Consider the following 17,357-nt stretch of genomic DNA (forward strand, 5'->3'; position numbering starts at 1 on the left):
GTTATGCCGCCTTGCTTTCGCTGCCGCCGCCCGGGTTCATCATCTCCTGCTCGACCGCGTCGATGGACGGCCGTTCGTAGGCGGAGATCGTCTTGCGGCCATATTCGAGCGCGACCTGCGGGACCGAGCCGTTCATGTAGGCTAGCAGCGTTTGCTTGACGATGACGTAGAGGCGGTTCTGCTTCTCGCGCACGGCCTTGATGTTGGCGACGAGCGGACCGACGATCGAATAGGAGAGGAAGACGCCGAGCAGGGTTCCGACGAGCGCGGCGGCGATCTTGGCCCCAAGCACTTCCGGGGCCTCGTTGATGGCGCCCATCGCCTTGATGACGCCGAGAACCGCCGCGACGATACCGATCGCCGGCAGTGCATCGCCCATGATCGTCAGCGAGTGATAGCACTTCATCTTGTCATGGGTGATCGTCTGGATTTCCTCGTCCATCAGCGCTTCGATCTCATGCGAGCGGGCATTGCCGATGATGATCAGTCGCACATAGTCACAGATGAAGGCGGTCAGTTCCTTATTCTGCAGGACGGTCGGCGCGGACTGGAAGATCGACGATTCCTCCGGGTTGTCGATGTGACTCTCGATCTCGTTGCGGGACTTGGTCCTGAGATCGCGCATCAGGCTGTAGAGGACGCCGAGCGTGTCGAGGTAGTGGCGCTCCTTGGGCACCTTGTGCCGGAAGGCTTCGCCGAGCGCCTTGCCCGTGTCTTTCACGACCTTCATCGAGTTGGCCATGATGAAGCCGCCGATTCCGGCTCCGCCGATGATCATCAGCTCGAAAGGCTGGTTCAGCACTTCCAGGTGTCCGCCCATCGCGAGGTATCCGCCGAGGATACAGCCGAAGGTCACAAGAAGCCCGATGATGATGTTCATTGTCGATACCTGTCGCGATCGTGATTTTCCGTTGACGGAATAGGGCTTCATCCTTGCGTGAGGCTGTTCGTAGAGCCCTCTTGAAACCCGCGCGCGGAACAGGTTCGCGCAAGCCAGTCAGGTCAGGATTTGCGAGGTCGGGCGAAGTCGCGCCCGGCTTCATTCCGGACAGGGCGAAGCGATCGTGACCACGACCCATACGAGCTACAAGCTGATCACCGCCGATCTGACGAAATCGCTTGAGCGCGTCTCGGAACAGCCGGACGTTGCTCGCGAGACGGAATATTATCTGGCGACGATCGGCAGCATCAAAACCATCGACGATTTCTTCGCCGACAGCCGGCTCTACAACTACGCGATGAAGGCGCATGGCCTCGAAGACATGGCCTATGCGAAGGCCTTCATGCGCAAGGTGCTTTCCGAGGGCATCGACAGCGATGACGCCTTTGCCAACAAGCTGACGGATGGCCGTTACAAGGCGCTGGTCGAATCCCTGAATTTTGCCCGCAACGGCGAGGCGGCGACCTCATTCGATCGCGCGCAAAAGGGCGTTGCCGACAAATACGCCCGCCAGACACTCGAACAGAATGCCGGCGAGGAAAATGCCGGCGTGCGGCTGGCGCTCTATTTCTCGCGCATGGCGCCGACGATCACCAGCGGCTACGCCATCATCGCCGACGAGGCCTTGGCACAGGTCGTGCGAACTGCCCTGCAGCTGCCCGACGAGTTCGCGGCGGCCGATGTCGATCGCCAGGCCGAGGCCTATGAGGCGGCGATCGATCTCAGGGACTTCCAGGATCCCGAGAAGCTGGCGGCGTTTCTCGACCGCTTCACCGCGCTTTGGGAAGTCAATAATTCCACGGACAGCTACGATCCGCTTGCGGTCTTCGGTTCATCGAGCGGCTACGGCATTTCCTCCGATCTGCTCCTGTCCATCAACAGCCTGAAACTCGGGGGACGCTGACGTGCAGACCGGTCTCTATGTGGCGATCTCGTCGCAGATGGCGCTCGAAAAGCGCCTGAACACAATCGCCGACAACATCGCAAACTCCGGCACCGTCGGCTTTCGCGGTGCTGAAGTAAAGTTCAACCAGATGCTCGGCGACACCAAGCCGACCAAGGTTTCCTACGTGTCGGAAGGCGAGGAATATCTCAACACCAATACCGGGTCGCTTGCCCGCACCGGCGCCTCGCTCGACTTTGCGATCAAGGGCGACGCCTGGTTTTCGATCGACACGCCCGGAGGGCCGGCCCTGACTCGCGACGGTCGGTTCACGCTGACGGAGACCGGCGAGCTCGTCACCATCAAGGGGTATCCGGTGCTCGACGCCGGCGGCGCGCCGATCCAGCTGAACGGCGGAGCAGGCGAGATCACCGTCGGTGCCGACGGCGCCATCCACCAGAACGGCAATCAGGTCGCTCTGCTTGGTCTCTTCGAGGCGGACTTCAGCAACGGCTTCATGCGCTACGACAACAGCGCCGTCATGCCGGCAATTCAGCCGGAGCCGGTCGTCGACCGTTTCGACGTCGGCGTGATGCAGGGCTTCCTCGAAGAGTCGAACGTCAACGCCATCCAGGAAATGTCGCAGCTCATCATGGTCACCCGCGCCTTCGACAACATCACCGCCTTGATGCGCGACAGCGAGGGATCGCTGGAAGAAGCAATCAAGACGCTGGGCGGCAGCTGATAAATGACGGAAACCATGGAACGCGAGGGCCCCGAGACCCTTGCCGCATCAATATCGCTGGCGGCGCTTGCCGGGTTGGTCGAGCGTTATTCGAAGCCGGAGTTTTCGATCGCGCCGGGCGGTCACGTGCAGACGATCGCGCCCGGTCACTACACCGTTACCGGTCTTTCGCGCCACGTTCGGCTCGGCGACTTCGTCGCGCACAAGAGTGCGACCGGCACCCATCTTGGCGAAGTCGTCCGTGTCGAGCCGGAGCAGGTTGTTGTCTGCCCGATCGAACCCGGCGATCCGATCGGCATTCATGATACGGTCATTCGCAAAGGCGCTTTCCGGATAGCACCCACCGACAACTGGTGCGGTCGAACGATCAACGCGCTGGCGGAGCCGATCGACGGCCTCGGCCCCCTGTTGCAAGGCGACGTTCGCCGCTCGATCTCCAACACCGCGCCGCCCTCCATGACGCGCAAGCGCGTCGAGCACGGTTTCAAGACCGGCGTGCGTGCCATCGACATTTTCTCGCCGCTCTGCCTCGGCCAACGCCTTGGTATCTTTGCAGGCTCCGGCGTCGGCAAATCGACGCTGCTTTCGATGCTGGCGCGTGCGGACGCCTTCGACAAGGTCGTCATCGCGCTTGTCGGCGAACGCGGCCGCGAAGTGCGTGAATTCATCGAGGACACGCTTGGCGACAATCTTTCCAAATCGGTCGCCGTCGTCGCTACCAGCGACGAAAGTCCCATGCTCAGGAAGATGGCGCCGCTGACGGCCGTCACGATTGCCGAGCATTATCGGGACAAGGGAGATAACGTGCTCCTTATCGTCGACAGCGTGACACGCTTCGCCCATGCAATCCGTGAGGTGGCGACGGCCGCGGGTGAGCCTCCGATCGCGCGCGGTTATCCGGCTTCCGTCTTCACCGAGCTTCCGCGCCTGCTCGAGCGCGCCGGCCCCGGCGTCGAAGGGACCGGGACGGTCACGGCGATCATCTCGATCCTGGTGGACGGCGACAACCACAACGATCCGATCGCCGACTCGACGCGCGGCATTCTGGACGGGCATATCGTCCTGGAGCGCAGCCTGGCGGAGGAGGGGCGCTATCCGCCGATCAATCCGCTCGCCTCGATCTCGCGCCTGGCGCGGAAGGCGTGGACTCCGGACCAGGAAAAGTTGGTGGCGCGCCTGAAGGCACTGATCCATCGCTTCGAGGAAACGCGCGATCTTCGCCTGATCGGCGGTTACCGGCCAGGCGGCGACGCCGACCTGGACATGGCGATCAAGCAGGTGCCGGTCATCTATGAGGTGCTCAAGCAGACACCCGGCGAGCGGGCCGCGTTCGACGCCTTCAGCGATCTTGCCAATGCGTTGAAGGCGGCCGCGATGGGAAATCAGCCGGGCGCCGCCGGCATGCGACCGAGGGGGTAGGGGTGACCGACTACGACGCAGACGAGATCGTTCGGCAGCGCCGTCGCGAGGCAAAGATGCCGCTGATCGACAAGTTTTTGGCTGCCATCGGACTGACCATGGCGGCCTTCGCGACCTTCTTTCCATGGTACGCCTTCGTCCATCAAGGCGAGTTCTCGATGCCGCGTCTGTGGCAGGGAACGGCGCGCGACTTGCCGGAACGCCCGAGCCGCGATGTGCTGTCCGTTTCGCCCCAGGCGATGAAGGATATGGACAGCGACACGGCGGCCGCCGTGGATCGTCTGACGACAGCAACCGTGCCTGGACTTGGCGATGTGCCCGGTCATGGCCGGCCGGATACGGCAGCAGGAATGGAACAGCCGTTCCCGGGGCCGTCGGGCTTCAGGCTGATGCATGTCATCAACGGCCGCGCCCTGATCGAGGACGCAAGCGGCATGTATATCGTCCGCGTAGGGTCGATCCTGCCCGACAACAGTCGCCTTGCGACCTTTCAGGAGCGCAATGGCCGTTGGGTGATGATCACCTCGAGGGGCGAGATCTACGAAGAGCAGTAGACCTGCGATCAGGAGGATGCAGCGGAAAGCGGTAGCGCGCCGGCGCTTAAGCTGTCGGCAGCTCCGTTACTGTCCGTGCTCGATAATGAGCCGTTCTTGCATCCTTCCTTGAATTCAAGCCGTTGTGGGAGCCGGATCGCCCGGCCGTCCGGAAATACGCGATCCCGACAAGTCCCACGCAAGATTACCTGCCTAGGTTCGCCACCATCAGGCAGGAGCTTTTGATGGAACCGATTCAGCTTTTCGAACTTGCGTCGCGCCAGGCCCAATGGCTGACGGTTCGTCAGAACGTGGTGGCGGGCAACATCGCCAACGCCAATACGCCGCACTACCGGGCGAAAGACGTCGAGCCCTTTGAAAGCGTGCTGCAGAACACCGGCATCCAGATGGCGGCGACGCATCGCGCGCACTTCACCGAAAGTCCGGATGCCGCCCAGGTCACCGACGTCAGCATGATCGACGACGTGCAGGTGCAGCAGTCCGGCAACACAGTCGCGATCGAACAGGAAATGATGAAGACCGGTGAAATCAAGCGCGACTACGAGCTCAATGCCGGGCTCGTGAAAGCCTTTCACCGGATGATGCTCATGACGGTACGGAAATAAGAATCATGGATCCTTTGACTTCGGCCCTCAAGGTTTCAGCCTCCGGCCTGCAGGCAGAATCGACCCGCCTGCGCATCGTTTCGGAAAACATCGCCAACGCCCGCTCGACCGGCGACACGCCCGGTGCCGAGCCCTATCGCCGCAAGACCATCAGCTTTGCGGCGGAGGTCGACCGGGCGAGCGGCGCATCGCTCGTCGAGATCCAGCGTCTTGGCACGGACGACTCGAATTTCAACATCGAGTTCGATCCCGGCAATCCGGCAGCGGACGAAAAGGGCATGGTCAAGATGCCGAACGTAAACGTCCTGATCGAAATGGCCGACATGCGCGAGGCTAACCGCGCCTATGAGGCCAACCTGCAGACCATCAAGCAGTCTCGCGATCTTATCTCCCAGACAATCGACCTGTTGAGGGCTTCGCAATAATGATCGATGCAATCCAGTCCGTCGGCGCGTTTTCGGCCATGAAGGAGACGGAAGGCACGAGCCTTGCCGCTTCCAGCTCGCTTATCGCGCCGAGCGCCGGCGCTTCCGTTCCGCAGTCGCAGAGCTTTGCCGAGGTCCTCGGCAACATGACGACCGATGCCATCCGTTCGATGAAGTCCGCCGAAGGGGCGTCGCTCCAGGCCGTCCGTGGCGAAGCCAACACCCGTGAAGTCATCGACGCAGTGATGAATGCGGAACAGTCGCTGCAGACCGCACTCGCCATTCGCGACAAGGTGGTGAGCGCCTATCTCGAAATCGCGCGCATGCAGATCTGAAGGAACGAGACATGAAGGCCCTTTCCATCGCCGCCACGGGCATGAACGCCCAACAGCTGAACCTGGAAGTCATCGCGAACAACATCGCGAACATCAACACGACGGGCTACAAGCGGGCGCGCGCCGAGTTTTCCGATCTGCTCTATCAGACCGAGCGCGCCCAAGGCGTGCCCAACCGCGCCAATCAGGCAATCGTCCCGGAAGGCGCGATCATCGGCCTCGGCGTGCAGACCTCGGCCGTGCGCAACCTTCATATCCAGGGCAGCCTCGTCAATACCGGAAACGGCTACGATCTGGCGCTCGTCGGCCGCGGCTGGTTCCAGATCGAGACGCCGGACGGAGAGACGGCCTATACCCGGTCGGGCGCCTTCAACACCAATGCCACGGGTCAGCTCGTCACGATTGACGGCTATACCGTCGTTCCCGGTGTCACCGTTCCGCAGGATGCGAGCGAAATCACCTTCACCTCGTCGGGGCAGGTCCTCGTGCGCATCGGCAACAACACGGAACTGCAGGAAATCGGCCAGCTGACGATCGCGAACTTCATCAACGAGGCAGGGCTCGAGCCGCAGGGCGAGAACCTCTTCAAGCAGACGCCGGCTTCTGGGGAGCCGATCATAGGAACGCCGGCTGATCCCGGCTTTGCCCAGATCAAGCAGAACTATCTCGAGGCCTCGAACGTCGATCCGGTCAAGGAAATCACCGACCTGATCTCGGCCCAGCGCGCCTATGAGATGAATTCGAAGATCATCCAGGCCGCAGACGAGATGGCGGCGACGGTCAGCAAGAACCTCAGGTAACGTGAAACAGGGGCAAACATGATGTTTCGCCGATCCGCCGCAAACAAATCGCTAAATGGTTCCCCGTTTCGGGTGCGCACCGCGGCATTCGTCGCGGCTGTCGCGGCCCTTCTGGCGCCGGCTGCTGTTTTCGCGGAACGGCCGACCGCCGTCATCCCCAAGCAGACGATCTATCCCGGCGAGACCCTCGACGAGACCCTCGTCGAGGTCGTCGACGTGACCAATCCCGACCTCGCGGACGGTTATGTCCGCTCCATCGAGGAGATCGAGGGCAAGGTCACGAAACGGACGCTGCTTCCCGGGCGGGTGATCCTCGCCTCGGCATTGCGCGACCATTACGCCGTCGAGCGCGGTTCGACGGTTCGACTCGTTTTCAACAATGGTGGCCTGACGATCACGGCGGCTGGTTCGCCGTTGCAGGATGCCGCGGTCGGCGAGCTGATCCGTGCGCGCAACATCGATACCGGCGTCATCATTTCCGGCACCGTCATGGCTGACGGCACTATCCATGTGGTGGCGAAATGAAGCGGCATATCTGTAAGTTTTTCCTGACGCTCGTCGCGGTCTTCGCCGCGACGCTGACGTTTGCCCACGGCGCCTCCCGCATAAAGGACGTGGCATCGCTGCAGGCCGGGCGGGACAACCAGCTGATCGGCTATGGTCTCGTCGTCGGCCTGCAGGGAACCGGCGACAGCCTGCGCTCCTCACCCTTCACCGATCAGTCGATCCGCGCCATGTTGGAGAATCTCGGAATCTCCACGCAGGGTGGACAATCGCGCACCCGCAACGTCGCGGCGGTGCTGGTTACGGCAACGCTGCCGCCCTTCGCGAGCCCAGGCAGCCGCGTCGACGTGACGGTCGGCTCCCTGGGCGATGCCACGTCGCTGCGCGGCGGCACGCTGGTCATGACCTCGCTTTCCGGCGCCGATGGCCAGATCTACGCGGTGGCGCAAGGTTCGGTCGTCGTGACCGGCTTCAATGCGCAAGGCGATGCCGCCACCCTCAATCAGGGCGTGACCACGGCCGGACGCGTGCCGAATGGTGCCATTATCGAGCGCGAACTGCCGGCGCGATTCAAGGACGGCGTCAATCTCGTGCTGCAACTGCGCAACCCGGATTTCTCCACGGCTGTCGGCATGGCCGCGGCGATCAACAAATATGCCGCCGCACAGTTTGGCGGTCGCATCGCCGAAGCCAAGGATTCGCAATCGGTGCTGGTCGAAAAGCCCAAGATGGCCGATCTCGCGCGCCTGATGGCCGACGTCGAAAACCTGGTGATTGAAACCGACGTGCCTGCGCGCGTCGTCATCAACGAAAGGACCGGCACGATCGTCATCGGCCAGGACGTGCGCGTCGCCGAGGTCGCAGTCAGCTACGGCACCCTCACCGTGCAGGTGACCGAGACGCCGACGGTCGTGCAGCCGGCGCCGTTCTCGCGCGGGGAGACCGCGGTGGAACCGAACACCACGATCGAGGCGCAAGCGGATGGCGGTACGGTCGCGATCCTGAATGGTTCGAGCCTCCGTTCCCTGGTCGCCGGTCTCAACAGCATTGGCGTCAAGCCGGATGGCATCATCGCCATCCTGCAGAGCATCAAAACGGCGGGAGCCCTTCAGGCGGAGCTTGTTCTGCAATGACCGGACACTTGGACGAACTTCTCGGAAAATCGTCGCGCATGCTCGTGATTTCGGTCGCTGGCGCATTGATGCTGGCGCTGCCGGGGGCTTTCGCGCAGGACGTAACGGCGCCGCCGGCCGAAAGTGCGAGCGCCAACGAGATCCAGCAGTTCTGCACCAACATCGCCGATGCAGCGCGTGATCAGCGCTACCTTCTGCAACGCAAGGAACTGGAAACGCTTCAGGCGAATGTCGACGAGCGCATCTCGACGCTCGAGAAGCGGCGCGCGGAATATGAGGACTGGCTGAAGCGCCGCAACGATTTCCTCAAGCAGGCGGAACTCGGGCTCGTTGATATCTATAAGACGATGAAACCGGACGCCGCCGCCGGCAAGCTCGAGATGGTGCGCCCGGAAATCGCTGCGGCGATCGTCATGAAGCTGCCACCGCGCCAATCCTCGCTGATCCTCAGCGAGATGAGCGACGACAAGGCAGCGCTGCTGACCAACATCATTTCGAGCGCGAGCGATCCCAACACCTCGAAGGAGCCATCATGAGAAAGCATTTTACGGCCGTCTTGGCCGCGGGCCTCCTTGCGGGATGTCAGAACCAGGCGTTCAGGGAGATCGGACAGGCCCCGTCCATGAGCCCGATCGGCAGCGGCTTGCAATACACGCAGACGCCGCAGCTCGCTGCGTATCCAAAGCAGCCGCACCAGATTACGAATGGATATTCGCTCTGGAACGATCAGCAGGCCGCCCTCTTCAAGGACGCGCGTGCGATCAATGTTGGCGATATCCTGACAGTTGACATCAGGATCGACGACAAGGCGACCTTCGACAACAAGACGGATCGCAGCCGCAAGAATTCGAGCGGTTTCAACATCGGGGCCAGCGGGGCGTCGCAGACCAGCGACTTCGAATGGTCGGGCGACCTCAAATACGGCTCCAACACCAAGACCGAGGGCGATGGCACGACCGAGCGGTCCGAAAAGCTGCGCCTGCTCGTCGCCGCCGTCGTGACCGGGGTGCTCGAGAACGGCAACCTCTTGATCAGCGGTTCGCAGGAGGTTCGCGTCAACCATGAACTGCGCATCCTCAACGTCGCAGGCATCGTCCGGCCGCGGGATGTCGACGCCGACAACATCATCTCCTACGACCGCATCGCCGAGGCCCGCATCTCCTATGGCGGCCGCGGTCGCCTGACCGAGGTGCAGCAGCCGCCTTGGGGGCAGCAAGTCGTAGACCTGCTCTCGCCGATCTGATCGGGGCAGATTGCAAATCAAAGCGCCGCGACATCACCTGTCTTCTCGACAAGGTGTCGTGGCCAACCGGCATGGAATGGCACGATGGAAGAGATCGATAGCGCTCAGTCCTCCAAATCCAAGGTGATGACGATTGCGGCCCTCGCCATCCTGACCGTCGTCGCCGGCGGCGGCGGGTGGCTCGTCGGCCAGTTTCTGGCGCCGCCGCCCGCAACGGAGAAGGCCGAGGCCGTTGCCGAAGTCGCGCCGAACGCCACCGGTGCCGAGGGGGTTCCGAAAATCGCCACCGAGGCCAATGGCGTCGTGCAGCTGGAACCGATCACGACGAACCTCGCTTACCCTTCCGAAAACTGGGTCCGCCTGGAAGTCGCGCTGCAGTTCAACGGCATCCCGGACGTTGCCTTGGCCGAGCAGATACACCAGGATATTGCAGCCTATCTCAAGACTGTGTCGCTGCAGCAGATCCAGGGGCCCCGTGGCTTTCAATATCTCCGGGATGACATTCAGGAGCGGGTTGACCTGCGCTCCGACGGACGCGTAACGAATGTGATGTTCCGAACCTTCGTCATCCAATGATTCGGTAGCGTCGGGACCTATTCATTCATCCATTCTGTTCAGGCCCCCTCGATGCTCCGGATTGCTGCCTTCATAGTCGCCATGACGGCGACGTCGGGAATTGCCGGGGCGCAAGGCTTTCCCGCCGACATTTTGAACACGCCGGTCGATGGCTCCGTCGCATCGTGGATCATCCGCACCTTCGGTCTCATCACCGTTCTGTCGGTAGCGCCCGGCATTTTGATCATGGTGACGAGCTTCCCGCGCTTCGTCATCGCCTTCGCGATTCTGCGGTCGGGCATGGGACTGGCAACCACGCCGTCCAACATGATCATGGTGTCGCTCGCCCTGTTCATGACCTTCTATGTGATGGCGCCGACCTTCGATCGCGCCTGGCGCGAAGGTATCGACCCGCTCCTCAAGAATGAAATCTCGGAAACCGAGGCCATGCCGCGCGTGGCGGAGCCATTCCGTGAATTCATGCTCGCCAATACGCGCGACAAGGACCTGCAGCTCTTCATCGATATCGCCAAGGAAAAGGGCCAGACGGTCGTGGTCGACGACAAGGTCGACCTCAGGGCGGTCGTGCCGGCCTTCATGATCTCGGAGATCCGCCGCGGCTTCGAAATCGGCTTCCTGATCATGCTGCCGTTCCTGGTGATCGACCTGATCGTCGCGACCATCACCATGGCGATGGGCATGATGATGCTGCCGCCAACGGCGATCTCGCTGCCGTTCAAGATCCTATTCTTCGTGCTGATCGACGGCTGGAATCTGCTCGTCGGCAGCCTGGTGCGGTCCTTCACCTGACCTGCGCTCGGCGGCAATCGAGCAAGACCGGCCCGCCGCGGCGTGCCGGACGCGCGCAAGTTCTTACGAACTGCAGGCCGCTGACTGCTATGGCCGTTGTTGAATAGAAAGAGACAGTGGAACCACTGCCTCTTTCTAATGGCCGTTTTCTGTAGTGTCGATCTATTGCTCGAAGGAACCATCGCGCGGCGGGAGCGCCGGCACGTCGATGTGATCCGGCGGCAGCTTCTGCTTGGCGCGATCCACCATCATCTCGTAGCCGCGCTCGAGGTGGCGGCAGAAGCGCTCCGCATCGAAGAGTGGCATCCGGAAGCGGTTTTCCTCAAGCACCTTCCTGTATTCGGCGATTTTCTCGCGGTTCTCATAGAGTGCGACCGCTTCGTCCACATAGGCTTCGGGACCGGCGGTCACGAGCTCCGGCACCCCGATCGCGTTGAGCAGGCTTTCGCTGACGCGCGAGGCGAAGTTGGTACCCTTGAAGGTGAGCACCGGCAGCCCCGCCCAGAGCTGTTCCGAAGTGGTCGTGTGGCCGTTGTAGGGATAGGTGTCGAGGCCGAGATCTGCGGCGGGAAGGCGGTTGATGTGTTCCGTATAGGCCGTCTTGCTGCACAGGATGATGCGTTTCGAGGCAATACCGCCGCTCTGGAGCTTGCGCAGAATGTTGGCCTGCGCGTCCCTCTTGCACATGAGCCACAAGACGCTGTCCGGTGTTCGGCGAAGGATCTCAATCCAGAGATTGATGGTCTGCAAAGAAATCTTTCTGCTGGCGTTGAATGACGCGAAGACGAACGTGTCTTCCGGAAGGCCGAGGTCCTTTCGCGCGATGCCGTAAGGGCGAGGACGGTAATAGGGGTCGTTCGGCTGGTAGGTTTCCGGCAGCCGGCAGAACTTCTCATAGTAGTGCTTCTGGCTTCCCTCAGGGAGTACATGCGGGTCGCCGATGACATAATCGACATCGATATTTGTCGTGGTTCCCGGAAAGCCGAGCCAGGAGACCTGAACCGGTGCGGCCTGATGGTTAAGGATCTTCAGGCGGTTGTCGAGCGTGTGGCCCTTCAGGTCGATCAGGATATCGATGCCTTCTGTGCGAATGACACTGGCTGCCGCCTCATCGGACAAGTCGTTGATGCGGATAATTCGTCCCCAATTGCCGCGATTACCCCGGTCGCGGGCCAGATTACTCTCCTTCGTATGGCAGAAGAGCGTGACCTCGAATTTTTCCGGGTCGTGCTGCTCCAGCACCGCTTGCAGGAGTTTCATCGTTGCATGCTGATCCCAGAAGTCCGCTGAAAGATAGCCGATGCGGATCTTCTTTGCCCATTGATGCGGCATGTTGCGCCGCGCCTCGGTAATTGCGGGAGCAAAGGGTTGGCTCCTTGCGCCGGCCCAACGGTTAAGCTTTTCATCGCCGCACCACGTAACGTGGTAATAGGGGGATTCGGCGGCCAAGATCTCGTACTTTCCCGCATCCAGCGCTTTTTGGACGTCCGGATAGTACTTTTCGATCTCGGCGTAGTCGTTGGCCTCTCGGGCGAAGACGAGATAGGCCGCCCGGAGCACCGTGCTCTTCGGATTTTTCCGAAAGAGATTCACGACTGCATCGCGATCCTGCGCATCATCGATATCGGCCGTCAGAAGCTTGAAGGCGAGGGACTGGTGATGGATGTTTGCGCTGGTGGAAAGCGGCGCCTTGAAGAGGCCGAGAATTTCCTTCTGGTCACGCTTCAGGAAAATGGATGCGATGATGAAGGCGATGTCCGGATCGGTCTTCGCCGTTTCGAGTAGGGGGAGGCCGATGCTCAGCGCCTCGTCCTCGTTGCCGCACGCAAAATGCAGCTTCATCGCTTCGGTCAAATAGTGCTCCGAACGTGAACCCTTTTCCTCTCCCGCCAGTTGATAGGCGCGTGCCGCGTCCGTCTTGAAGCCGAGTTTCAGCAGAACCTTTGCCAAGAGGACGTATGTCTTCGCCTCCGGGCTGATGTTCATCAGGTGGTTAAGCTGATTGAGGGCCTCCGTGTATTGGCCTTTTTGATATTGCCGGGAGGCGGTCGTGAAGAGGGCATGCGCGTTCAAGTGCTGCTCCGTCGCATAGGTCGGATCGCGGGCCGGCATTCTGCCGCTCCGGTCCTGATTCGATCGACATGTTTCACGCAGCATTGTCGTCCTTGGACCTTGCCTCAGGCGTGACTCCAAGACTGTTTGGCCGACACCTCCGCCTGCAGCCGCCGAGACCTGTGCGTGGACAAAAATTACATGAGGTCAATCATTTAATCGGATGTTAAGCATGAATGGAGCCATCCGGAACCAGCGCCTGCATTTAATGAATTCGCAAGCATTGGCCCCGATATTCGTCTCCACATGACGGGTTTGGTTTCTTCCAAGGATGTTTGTTGGAACCGAGAGGCATGAAGCCGGTCCGTCATCACCGGTAGTGTACGCAGTCCGGTATGTCCCCCAACCGTATTCAGTAAAAAAGGGACAACTCAAATGACCAGCATCATGACGAACTCTTCGGCAATGGCCGCAATCGCGACCCTGCGCTCGATCAATTCCTCTATGGAAACGACCCAGGACCGGATTTCCTCCGGCTATCGCGTTGGTTCGGCCTCTGACAACGCCGCTTACTGGTCGATCGCGACCACGATGCGTTCGGACAACAAGGCGCTTTCGACCGTTCAGGACGCTCTCGGCCTCGGCGCCGCCAAGACCGACGTCGCCTATACGGCGATGAAGTCCTCGATCGACGTCGTCGACGAAATCAAGGCAAAGCTCGTTGCTGCCTCTGAGCCGGGCGTCGACAAGGGTAAGATCCAGAAGGAAATCAAGGAACTGCAGAACCAGCTCGTCAGCATCGCGAAGTCCGCTTCGTTCTCCGGCGAAAACTGGGTCTACAACGACAACAACAACGCTGCCGGTACCAAGTCGATCGTCGGTTCGTTCAACCGTGACGCCAACGGCAATGTCAGCCTGACGACGCTTCAGTTCGACACGACGAAGAGCTCGCTCATCGAGGTCGACTCGGCTGGCGACTATGTCACCAACGGCTCGGGCCTGCTGTCGAGCGATCTCGAATATACCGACACCGACGGCACCACGACGGTCACCTTGAGCTACAACCTGCTCGAGATGGACATCAGCAGCATGACCGAGGGTGATTTGGCCGAGGCCATCTCCGGCGTCGATGCCGCCCTGCAGACGATGACCGATGCTGCGTCCGATCTCGGTGCCCTCAACAGCCGCGTCGACATGCAGAAGGACTTCGTCGCCGATCTGATGGACTCGATCGAGCAGGGTGTCGGCAAGCTCGTCGATGCCGACATGAACGAGGAATCGACGCGCCTCAAGGCCCTACAGACGCAGCAGCAGCTCGGCATCCAGTCGCTGTCGATCGCCAACAGCAACTCCCAGAACATCCTGTCGCTGTTCCGCTAAGCGAGTTTCCCTAGGCGGCTAATCACCGCCAAGGCCGCAGTCAATCGAGGCCGCGTTTCGCAGGAAACGCGGCCTTCTCTTTTCGGGCCAATGCGCTTCTCAAAGATTTCTGATGGAATCGGGAATTCGCTTCAGGCTTCGTTAACTATGTTGGTGTTTGCTGTGGCCATCGAGACGGCGGGTTAACCAACAAGATTAACGCGTTAGCAGGCATGAAGCTGACCGCCGTTTCCCGGTAATCCCGGAATGTCCCTTTTTCTTTCAACTGTCACCAAGGGGCACTCAGCCAATGACAAGCATCATGACGAACACCGCCGCAATGACGGCGCTCGCAACCCTGCGCTCGATCAATTCCTCGATGGAAACGACCCAGGACCGGGTCTCCTCCGGCTACCGCGTTGGCGCTGCTGCCGACAACGCCGCTTACTGGTCGATCGCGACCACGATGCGTTCGGACAACAAGGCGCTTTCGACCGTTCAGGATGCCCTCGGCCTCGGTGCCGCCAAGACCGACGTCGCCTACACCGCGATGGAATCCTCGATCGACGTCGTCGACGAAATCAAGGCGAAGCTCGTTGCTGCCTCTGAGCCGGGCGTCGACAAGGGCAAGATCCAGAAGGAAATCACCGAGCTTCAGAACCAGCTGATCAGCATCGCGAAGTCCGCTTCCTTCTCCGGCGAAAACTGGGTCTACAACGACCCGAACAATGCCGCCGGCACCAAGTCGATCGTCGGCTCGTTCAACCGCGATGCCAATGGCAATGTCAGCCTGACCACGCTCCAGTTCGACACGACGAAGAGCTCGCTCATCGAAGTCGATGCGTCTGGCGATTATGTCACCAACGGCTCTGGCCTGCTCTCGAGCGATCTCGAATACACCGACACGGACGGCACGACGACCGTCACGCTGAGCTACAACCTGCTCGAGATGGACATCACCAGCATGACTGTTGGCGATCTGGCGGAAGCCATCTCCGGCGTCGACGCAGCGCTGCTGACCATGACCGATGCCGCTTCGGACCTCGGCGCACTCAACAGCCGCGTCACCATGCAGAACGACTTCGTTGCCGATCTGATGGACTCGATCGAGAAGGGTGTAGGACGCCTGGTCGATGCCGACATGAACGAGGAATCGACGCGCCTGAAGGCCCTGCAGACGCAGCAGCAGCTCGGCATCCAGTCGCTGTCGATCGCCAACACCAACTCGCAGAACATCCTGTCGCTGTTCCGTTAATCGGATCCGATTACAGCTTAAACCGACAGGAAAGCCGCGCTGCTCGTCGAGCAGCGCGGCTTTCGGTTTTCTTACCTGCCAGGTGTTTGGTTAAGGTCTTGTCCATCTTGGTTTACTTTTGTTTATTTTTATTACTTACTCGTAAAGTGCGTTAACGCTTTGTTAACCATCAAATCGTTACATCTTCGTTAAGAGCGAGGGGCCGCCTCTTCAGGGCAAATTAGGGGCGGTTCGCATGACGCTGGTCCCGTCGCCGCCGGTGCACTCCGGAATGTCTTTGCAAAATCATTCAGGGCAAACGATCTATGACCAGCATCATGACCAATGCCGCCGCGATGGCGGCGCTCCAGACATTGCGCTCGATCAACAGCAACATGGCCGAGGTGCAGAACCGGATTTCCTCCGGCTACCGCGTGCAGACCGCCGGCGACAACGCCGCCTACTGGTCGATCGCAACGACGATGCGGTCCGACAATGCGGCCCTTTCCACCGTCCAGGACGCACTTGGCCTCGGCGCCGCGAAGGTCGACACGGCCTATGCCGCGATGGAGACCTCGATCGACGTTATCAGCGAGATCAAGGCGAAGCTCGTTGCTGCGCGCGAGCCGGGCGTCGACAAGCTGAAGATCGACAAGGAAATCACCGAGCTCAAGAACCAGCTCCTGTCCGCAGCACAGTCTGCATCGTTCTCCGGCGAGAACTGGCTTTACAATTCCAACGCCGCGGCGGTCGGAACCAAATCGATCGTTGCCTCCTTCAACCGCAGCGGCAACGGCAATGTCTCCGTGACGACGCTCGACTTCGACACCGCGCAATCGATGCTGATCGACACGGCCGATGCCACGCGCGGCCTGCTGACCAACAGCTACGACGCCGATCAATTGCAGGCGACGCCGTCGGGCACGCCGCGACTTTATCACCTCATCGTCGCACCCCCGGCCACGCCCGTCGCCGGCAGCACAGAGGTCAAGCTGACGGGAGTGACGACGAGCGCGCAGCTGGACGACATGATCAGCGTTGTCGACAAAATGTTGAGCAAGCTCACGGACTCGGCGTCCACGCTCGGGGCGATCACAACCCGCATCGACATGCAGGAGAGCTTTGTCGCGAACCTCATGGACGTGATCGACAAGGGCGTCGGACGGCTGGTGGACGCGGACATGAACGAGGAATCGACGCGGCTCAAGGCTCTGCAGACGCAACAGCAGCTCGGCATCCAGGCGCTGTCGATCGCCAACACCAACTCCGAGAACATCCTGCGCCTCTTCCAGCAGTAAGCGCTGGTGTGCTCCCTGCATGGTCCTTAAATCGGAACCGATTTAAGGACAAAAATATGCAGCAATTCAAAGTGCTACAGCGACCTTTGTGCGTCTGAAAGACGCCCGGCGCTGTAGAGCGACGGCCAATTGCCCTCGTCCCGGAGCATCCTGCTTTCAAGTGGAATCCCTGGAAGCAGAAAAGATGCTCTGGATTCAAAACCTAGAGCGCTCTTGGCGCGTTCATTTGAACGCGCGACGCTCCAGTCCGCTTGCACGACAGCCAGCGGTGTCGCCTTCCGCCGTGCCGCCGGTCATCGGCATCGGCGGAAACCGTTGGACCGCGCTACTTGCCCTGGCGCGGTCCAACCATTTTCGCGCAAGTTTGACCGAATAGCCTCCCATCGCAGTCTAGAGCATCCCGCTTCATGTGGAATCATTGAAAGCGGATAAGGTGCTCTAGGATCAAAGTGCTAGAGCGTCC

General features: G+C 60.7%; 19 protein-coding genes. 17 read left to right on the forward strand and 2 right to left on the reverse strand.

Features of this window, described 5'->3' with window-relative positions:
- Window position 1 precedes the first annotated feature (1 nt).
- The gene (motA, locus tag FKV68_RS03585) at window positions 2–880 is read right to left on the reverse strand and encodes a flagellar motor stator protein MotA (protein ID WP_180940168.1); all 879 of its coding nucleotides are present in this window, start codon (window positions 878–880) and stop codon (window positions 2–4) included.
- 184 nt (window positions 881–1,064) lie between these two features.
- Here motA and FKV68_RS03590 point away from each other — a divergent pair, with 184 nt between their 5' ends.
- The 14 genes from FKV68_RS03590 to fliP all read left to right on the forward strand — a co-directional run bounded on the left by FKV68_RS03590 (window position 1,065) and on the right by fliP (window position 10,951).
- The gene (locus FKV68_RS03590) at window positions 1,065–1,844 is read left to right on the forward strand and encodes a DUF1217 domain-containing protein (protein ID WP_180940169.1); all 780 of its coding nucleotides are present in this window, start codon (window positions 1,065–1,067) and stop codon (window positions 1,842–1,844) included.
- Between the two features lies 1 nt (window position 1,845).
- Window positions 1,846–2,568: a flagellar basal-body rod protein FlgF gene (flgF, locus tag FKV68_RS03595; protein ID WP_180940170.1), complete on the forward strand. Its 723-nt coding sequence runs from the start codon at window positions 1,846–1,848 to the stop codon at window positions 2,566–2,568.
- Between the two features lie 15 nt (window positions 2,569–2,583).
- On the forward strand, window positions 2,584–3,987 hold the full coding sequence (fliI, locus tag FKV68_RS03600; protein WP_180941396.1) for a flagellar protein export ATPase FliI: 1,404 nt from the start codon (window positions 2,584–2,586) through the stop codon (window positions 3,985–3,987).
- A gap of 56 nt (window positions 3,988–4,043) precedes the next feature.
- On the forward strand, window positions 4,044–4,541 hold the full coding sequence (locus FKV68_RS03605) for a flagellar protein (protein WP_180941397.1): 498 nt from the start codon (window positions 4,044–4,046) through the stop codon (window positions 4,539–4,541).
- A 224-nt stretch (window positions 4,542–4,765) separates the two neighbouring features.
- The gene (flgB, locus tag FKV68_RS03610; RefSeq protein WP_180940171.1) at window positions 4,766–5,146 is read left to right on the forward strand and encodes a flagellar basal body rod protein FlgB; all 381 of its coding nucleotides are present in this window, start codon (window positions 4,766–4,768) and stop codon (window positions 5,144–5,146) included.
- Window positions 5,147–5,151: 5 nt separating this feature from the next.
- Complete coding sequence (gene flgC, locus FKV68_RS03615) at window positions 5,152–5,571, forward strand: flagellar basal body rod protein FlgC (protein WP_153438431.1); 420 nt, start codon at window positions 5,152–5,154, stop codon at window positions 5,569–5,571.
- Window positions 5,571–5,906, forward strand: coding sequence for a flagellar hook-basal body complex protein FliE (gene fliE / locus FKV68_RS03620; protein WP_180940172.1), 336 nt, complete (start codon window positions 5,571–5,573; stop codon window positions 5,904–5,906). The genes flgC and fliE overlap by 1 nt, the downstream gene beginning before the upstream one ends.
- Before the next feature lie 11 nt (window positions 5,907–5,917).
- Window positions 5,918–6,706 (forward strand): flagellar basal-body rod protein FlgG, encoded by a 789-nt coding sequence (flgG, locus tag FKV68_RS03625; protein WP_180940173.1) that lies wholly within the window; start codon window positions 5,918–5,920, stop codon window positions 6,704–6,706.
- A gap of 21 nt (window positions 6,707–6,727) precedes the next feature.
- The gene (flgA, locus tag FKV68_RS03630) at window positions 6,728–7,231 is read left to right on the forward strand and encodes a flagellar basal body P-ring formation chaperone FlgA (RefSeq protein WP_425347617.1); all 504 of its coding nucleotides are present in this window, start codon (window positions 6,728–6,730) and stop codon (window positions 7,229–7,231) included.
- Window positions 7,228–8,343, forward strand: coding sequence for a flagellar basal body P-ring protein FlgI (locus tag FKV68_RS03635; RefSeq protein ID WP_180940175.1), 1,116 nt, complete (start codon window positions 7,228–7,230; stop codon window positions 8,341–8,343). Before flgA ends, FKV68_RS03635 begins: the two co-directional genes overlap by 4 nt.
- Window positions 8,340–8,879 (forward strand): MotE family protein, encoded by a 540-nt coding sequence (locus FKV68_RS03640; RefSeq protein WP_180940176.1) that lies wholly within the window; start codon window positions 8,340–8,342, stop codon window positions 8,877–8,879. Before FKV68_RS03635 ends, FKV68_RS03640 begins: the two co-directional genes overlap by 4 nt.
- Complete coding sequence (flgH, locus tag FKV68_RS03645; protein WP_180940177.1) at window positions 8,876–9,586, forward strand: flagellar basal body L-ring protein FlgH; 711 nt, start codon at window positions 8,876–8,878, stop codon at window positions 9,584–9,586. The genes FKV68_RS03640 and flgH overlap by 4 nt, the downstream gene beginning before the upstream one ends.
- An 84-nt stretch (window positions 9,587–9,670) precedes the next feature.
- Window positions 9,671–10,162, forward strand: a complete 492-nt coding sequence (locus FKV68_RS03650; RefSeq protein WP_180940178.1) for a flagellar basal body-associated FliL family protein — start codon at window positions 9,671–9,673, stop codon at window positions 10,160–10,162.
- A gap of 51 nt (window positions 10,163–10,213) precedes the next feature.
- Window positions 10,214–10,951, forward strand: coding sequence for a flagellar type III secretion system pore protein FliP (fliP, locus tag FKV68_RS03655; protein ID WP_180940179.1), 738 nt, complete (start codon window positions 10,214–10,216; stop codon window positions 10,949–10,951).
- A gap of 162 nt (window positions 10,952–11,113) precedes the next feature.
- Here the strand turns inward: fliP and FKV68_RS03660 are convergent, their stop codons facing one another.
- Window positions 11,114–13,063 carry an O-linked N-acetylglucosamine transferase, SPINDLY family protein gene (locus tag FKV68_RS03660; protein WP_180940180.1) on the reverse strand — a complete coding sequence of 650 codons (1,950 nt, stop codon included), beginning with the start codon at window positions 13,061–13,063 and terminating at the stop codon, window positions 11,114–11,116.
- 375 nt (window positions 13,064–13,438) lie between these two features.
- Between FKV68_RS03660 and FKV68_RS03665 the strand changes: the two genes are divergently transcribed.
- The 3 genes from FKV68_RS03665 to FKV68_RS03675 all read left to right on the forward strand — a co-directional run bounded on the left by FKV68_RS03665 (window position 13,439) and on the right by FKV68_RS03675 (window position 16,894).
- Window positions 13,439–14,383 (forward strand): flagellin N-terminal helical domain-containing protein, encoded by a 945-nt coding sequence (locus FKV68_RS03665; RefSeq protein ID WP_180940181.1) that lies wholly within the window; start codon window positions 13,439–13,441, stop codon window positions 14,381–14,383.
- Between the two features lie 289 nt (window positions 14,384–14,672).
- Window positions 14,673–15,617 carry a flagellin N-terminal helical domain-containing protein gene (locus FKV68_RS03670; RefSeq protein WP_180940182.1) on the forward strand — a complete coding sequence of 315 codons (945 nt, stop codon included), beginning with the start codon at window positions 14,673–14,675 and terminating at the stop codon, window positions 15,615–15,617.
- A gap of 305 nt (window positions 15,618–15,922) precedes the next feature.
- Window positions 15,923–16,894: a flagellin N-terminal helical domain-containing protein gene (locus FKV68_RS03675; RefSeq protein ID WP_180940183.1), complete on the forward strand. Its 972-nt coding sequence runs from the start codon at window positions 15,923–15,925 to the stop codon at window positions 16,892–16,894.
- The last annotated feature ends 463 nt before the right edge of the window (window positions 16,895–17,357 follow it).

Source organism: Sinorhizobium mexicanum (assembly GCF_013488225.1).
Taxonomy (GTDB): domain Bacteria; phylum Pseudomonadota; class Alphaproteobacteria; order Rhizobiales; family Rhizobiaceae; genus Sinorhizobium; species Sinorhizobium mexicanum.

Excerpts from the sequence above, each read along its gene's own strand:
- flgB (WP_180940171.1), top strand. The coding sequence starts at position 4,766 with ATGGAACCGATTCAGCTTTTCGAACTTGCGTCGCGCCAGGCCCAATGG.
- flgA (WP_425347617.1), top strand. The coding sequence starts at position 6,728 with ATGTTTCGCCGATCCGCCGCAAACAAATCGCTAAATGGTTCCCCGTTT.
- flgH (WP_180940177.1), top strand. The coding sequence starts at position 8,876 with ATGAGAAAGCATTTTACGGCCGTCTTGGCCGCGGGCCTCCTTGCGGGA.
- fliE (WP_180940172.1), top strand. The coding sequence starts at position 5,571 with ATGATCGATGCAATCCAGTCCGTCGGCGCGTTTTCGGCCATGAAGGAG.
- FKV68_RS03665 (WP_180940181.1), top strand. The coding sequence starts at position 13,439 with ATGACCAGCATCATGACGAACTCTTCGGCAATGGCCGCAATCGCGACC.
- FKV68_RS03675 (WP_180940183.1), top strand. The coding sequence starts at position 15,923 with ATGACCAGCATCATGACCAATGCCGCCGCGATGGCGGCGCTCCAGACA.
- motA (WP_180940168.1), bottom strand. The coding sequence starts at position 880 with ATGAACATCATCATCGGGCTTCTTGTGACCTTCGGCTGTATCCTCGGC.
- FKV68_RS03670 (WP_180940182.1), top strand. The coding sequence starts at position 14,673 with ATGACAAGCATCATGACGAACACCGCCGCAATGACGGCGCTCGCAACC.
- flgG (WP_180940173.1), top strand. The coding sequence starts at position 5,918 with ATGAAGGCCCTTTCCATCGCCGCCACGGGCATGAACGCCCAACAGCTG.
- fliI (WP_180941396.1), top strand. The coding sequence starts at position 2,584 with ATGGAACGCGAGGGCCCCGAGACCCTTGCCGCATCAATATCGCTGGCG.
- fliP (WP_180940179.1), top strand. The coding sequence starts at position 10,214 with ATGCTCCGGATTGCTGCCTTCATAGTCGCCATGACGGCGACGTCGGGA.
- FKV68_RS03640 (WP_180940176.1), top strand. The coding sequence starts at position 8,340 with ATGACCGGACACTTGGACGAACTTCTCGGAAAATCGTCGCGCATGCTC.
- FKV68_RS03635 (WP_180940175.1), top strand. The coding sequence starts at position 7,228 with ATGAAGCGGCATATCTGTAAGTTTTTCCTGACGCTCGTCGCGGTCTTC.
- FKV68_RS03605 (WP_180941397.1), top strand. The coding sequence starts at position 4,044 with ATGCCGCTGATCGACAAGTTTTTGGCTGCCATCGGACTGACCATGGCG.
- flgC (WP_153438431.1), top strand. The coding sequence starts at position 5,152 with ATGGATCCTTTGACTTCGGCCCTCAAGGTTTCAGCCTCCGGCCTGCAG.
- FKV68_RS03660 (WP_180940180.1), bottom strand. The coding sequence starts at position 13,063 with ATGCCGGCCCGCGATCCGACCTATGCGACGGAGCAGCACTTGAACGCG.
- FKV68_RS03650 (WP_180940178.1), top strand. The coding sequence starts at position 9,671 with ATGGAAGAGATCGATAGCGCTCAGTCCTCCAAATCCAAGGTGATGACG.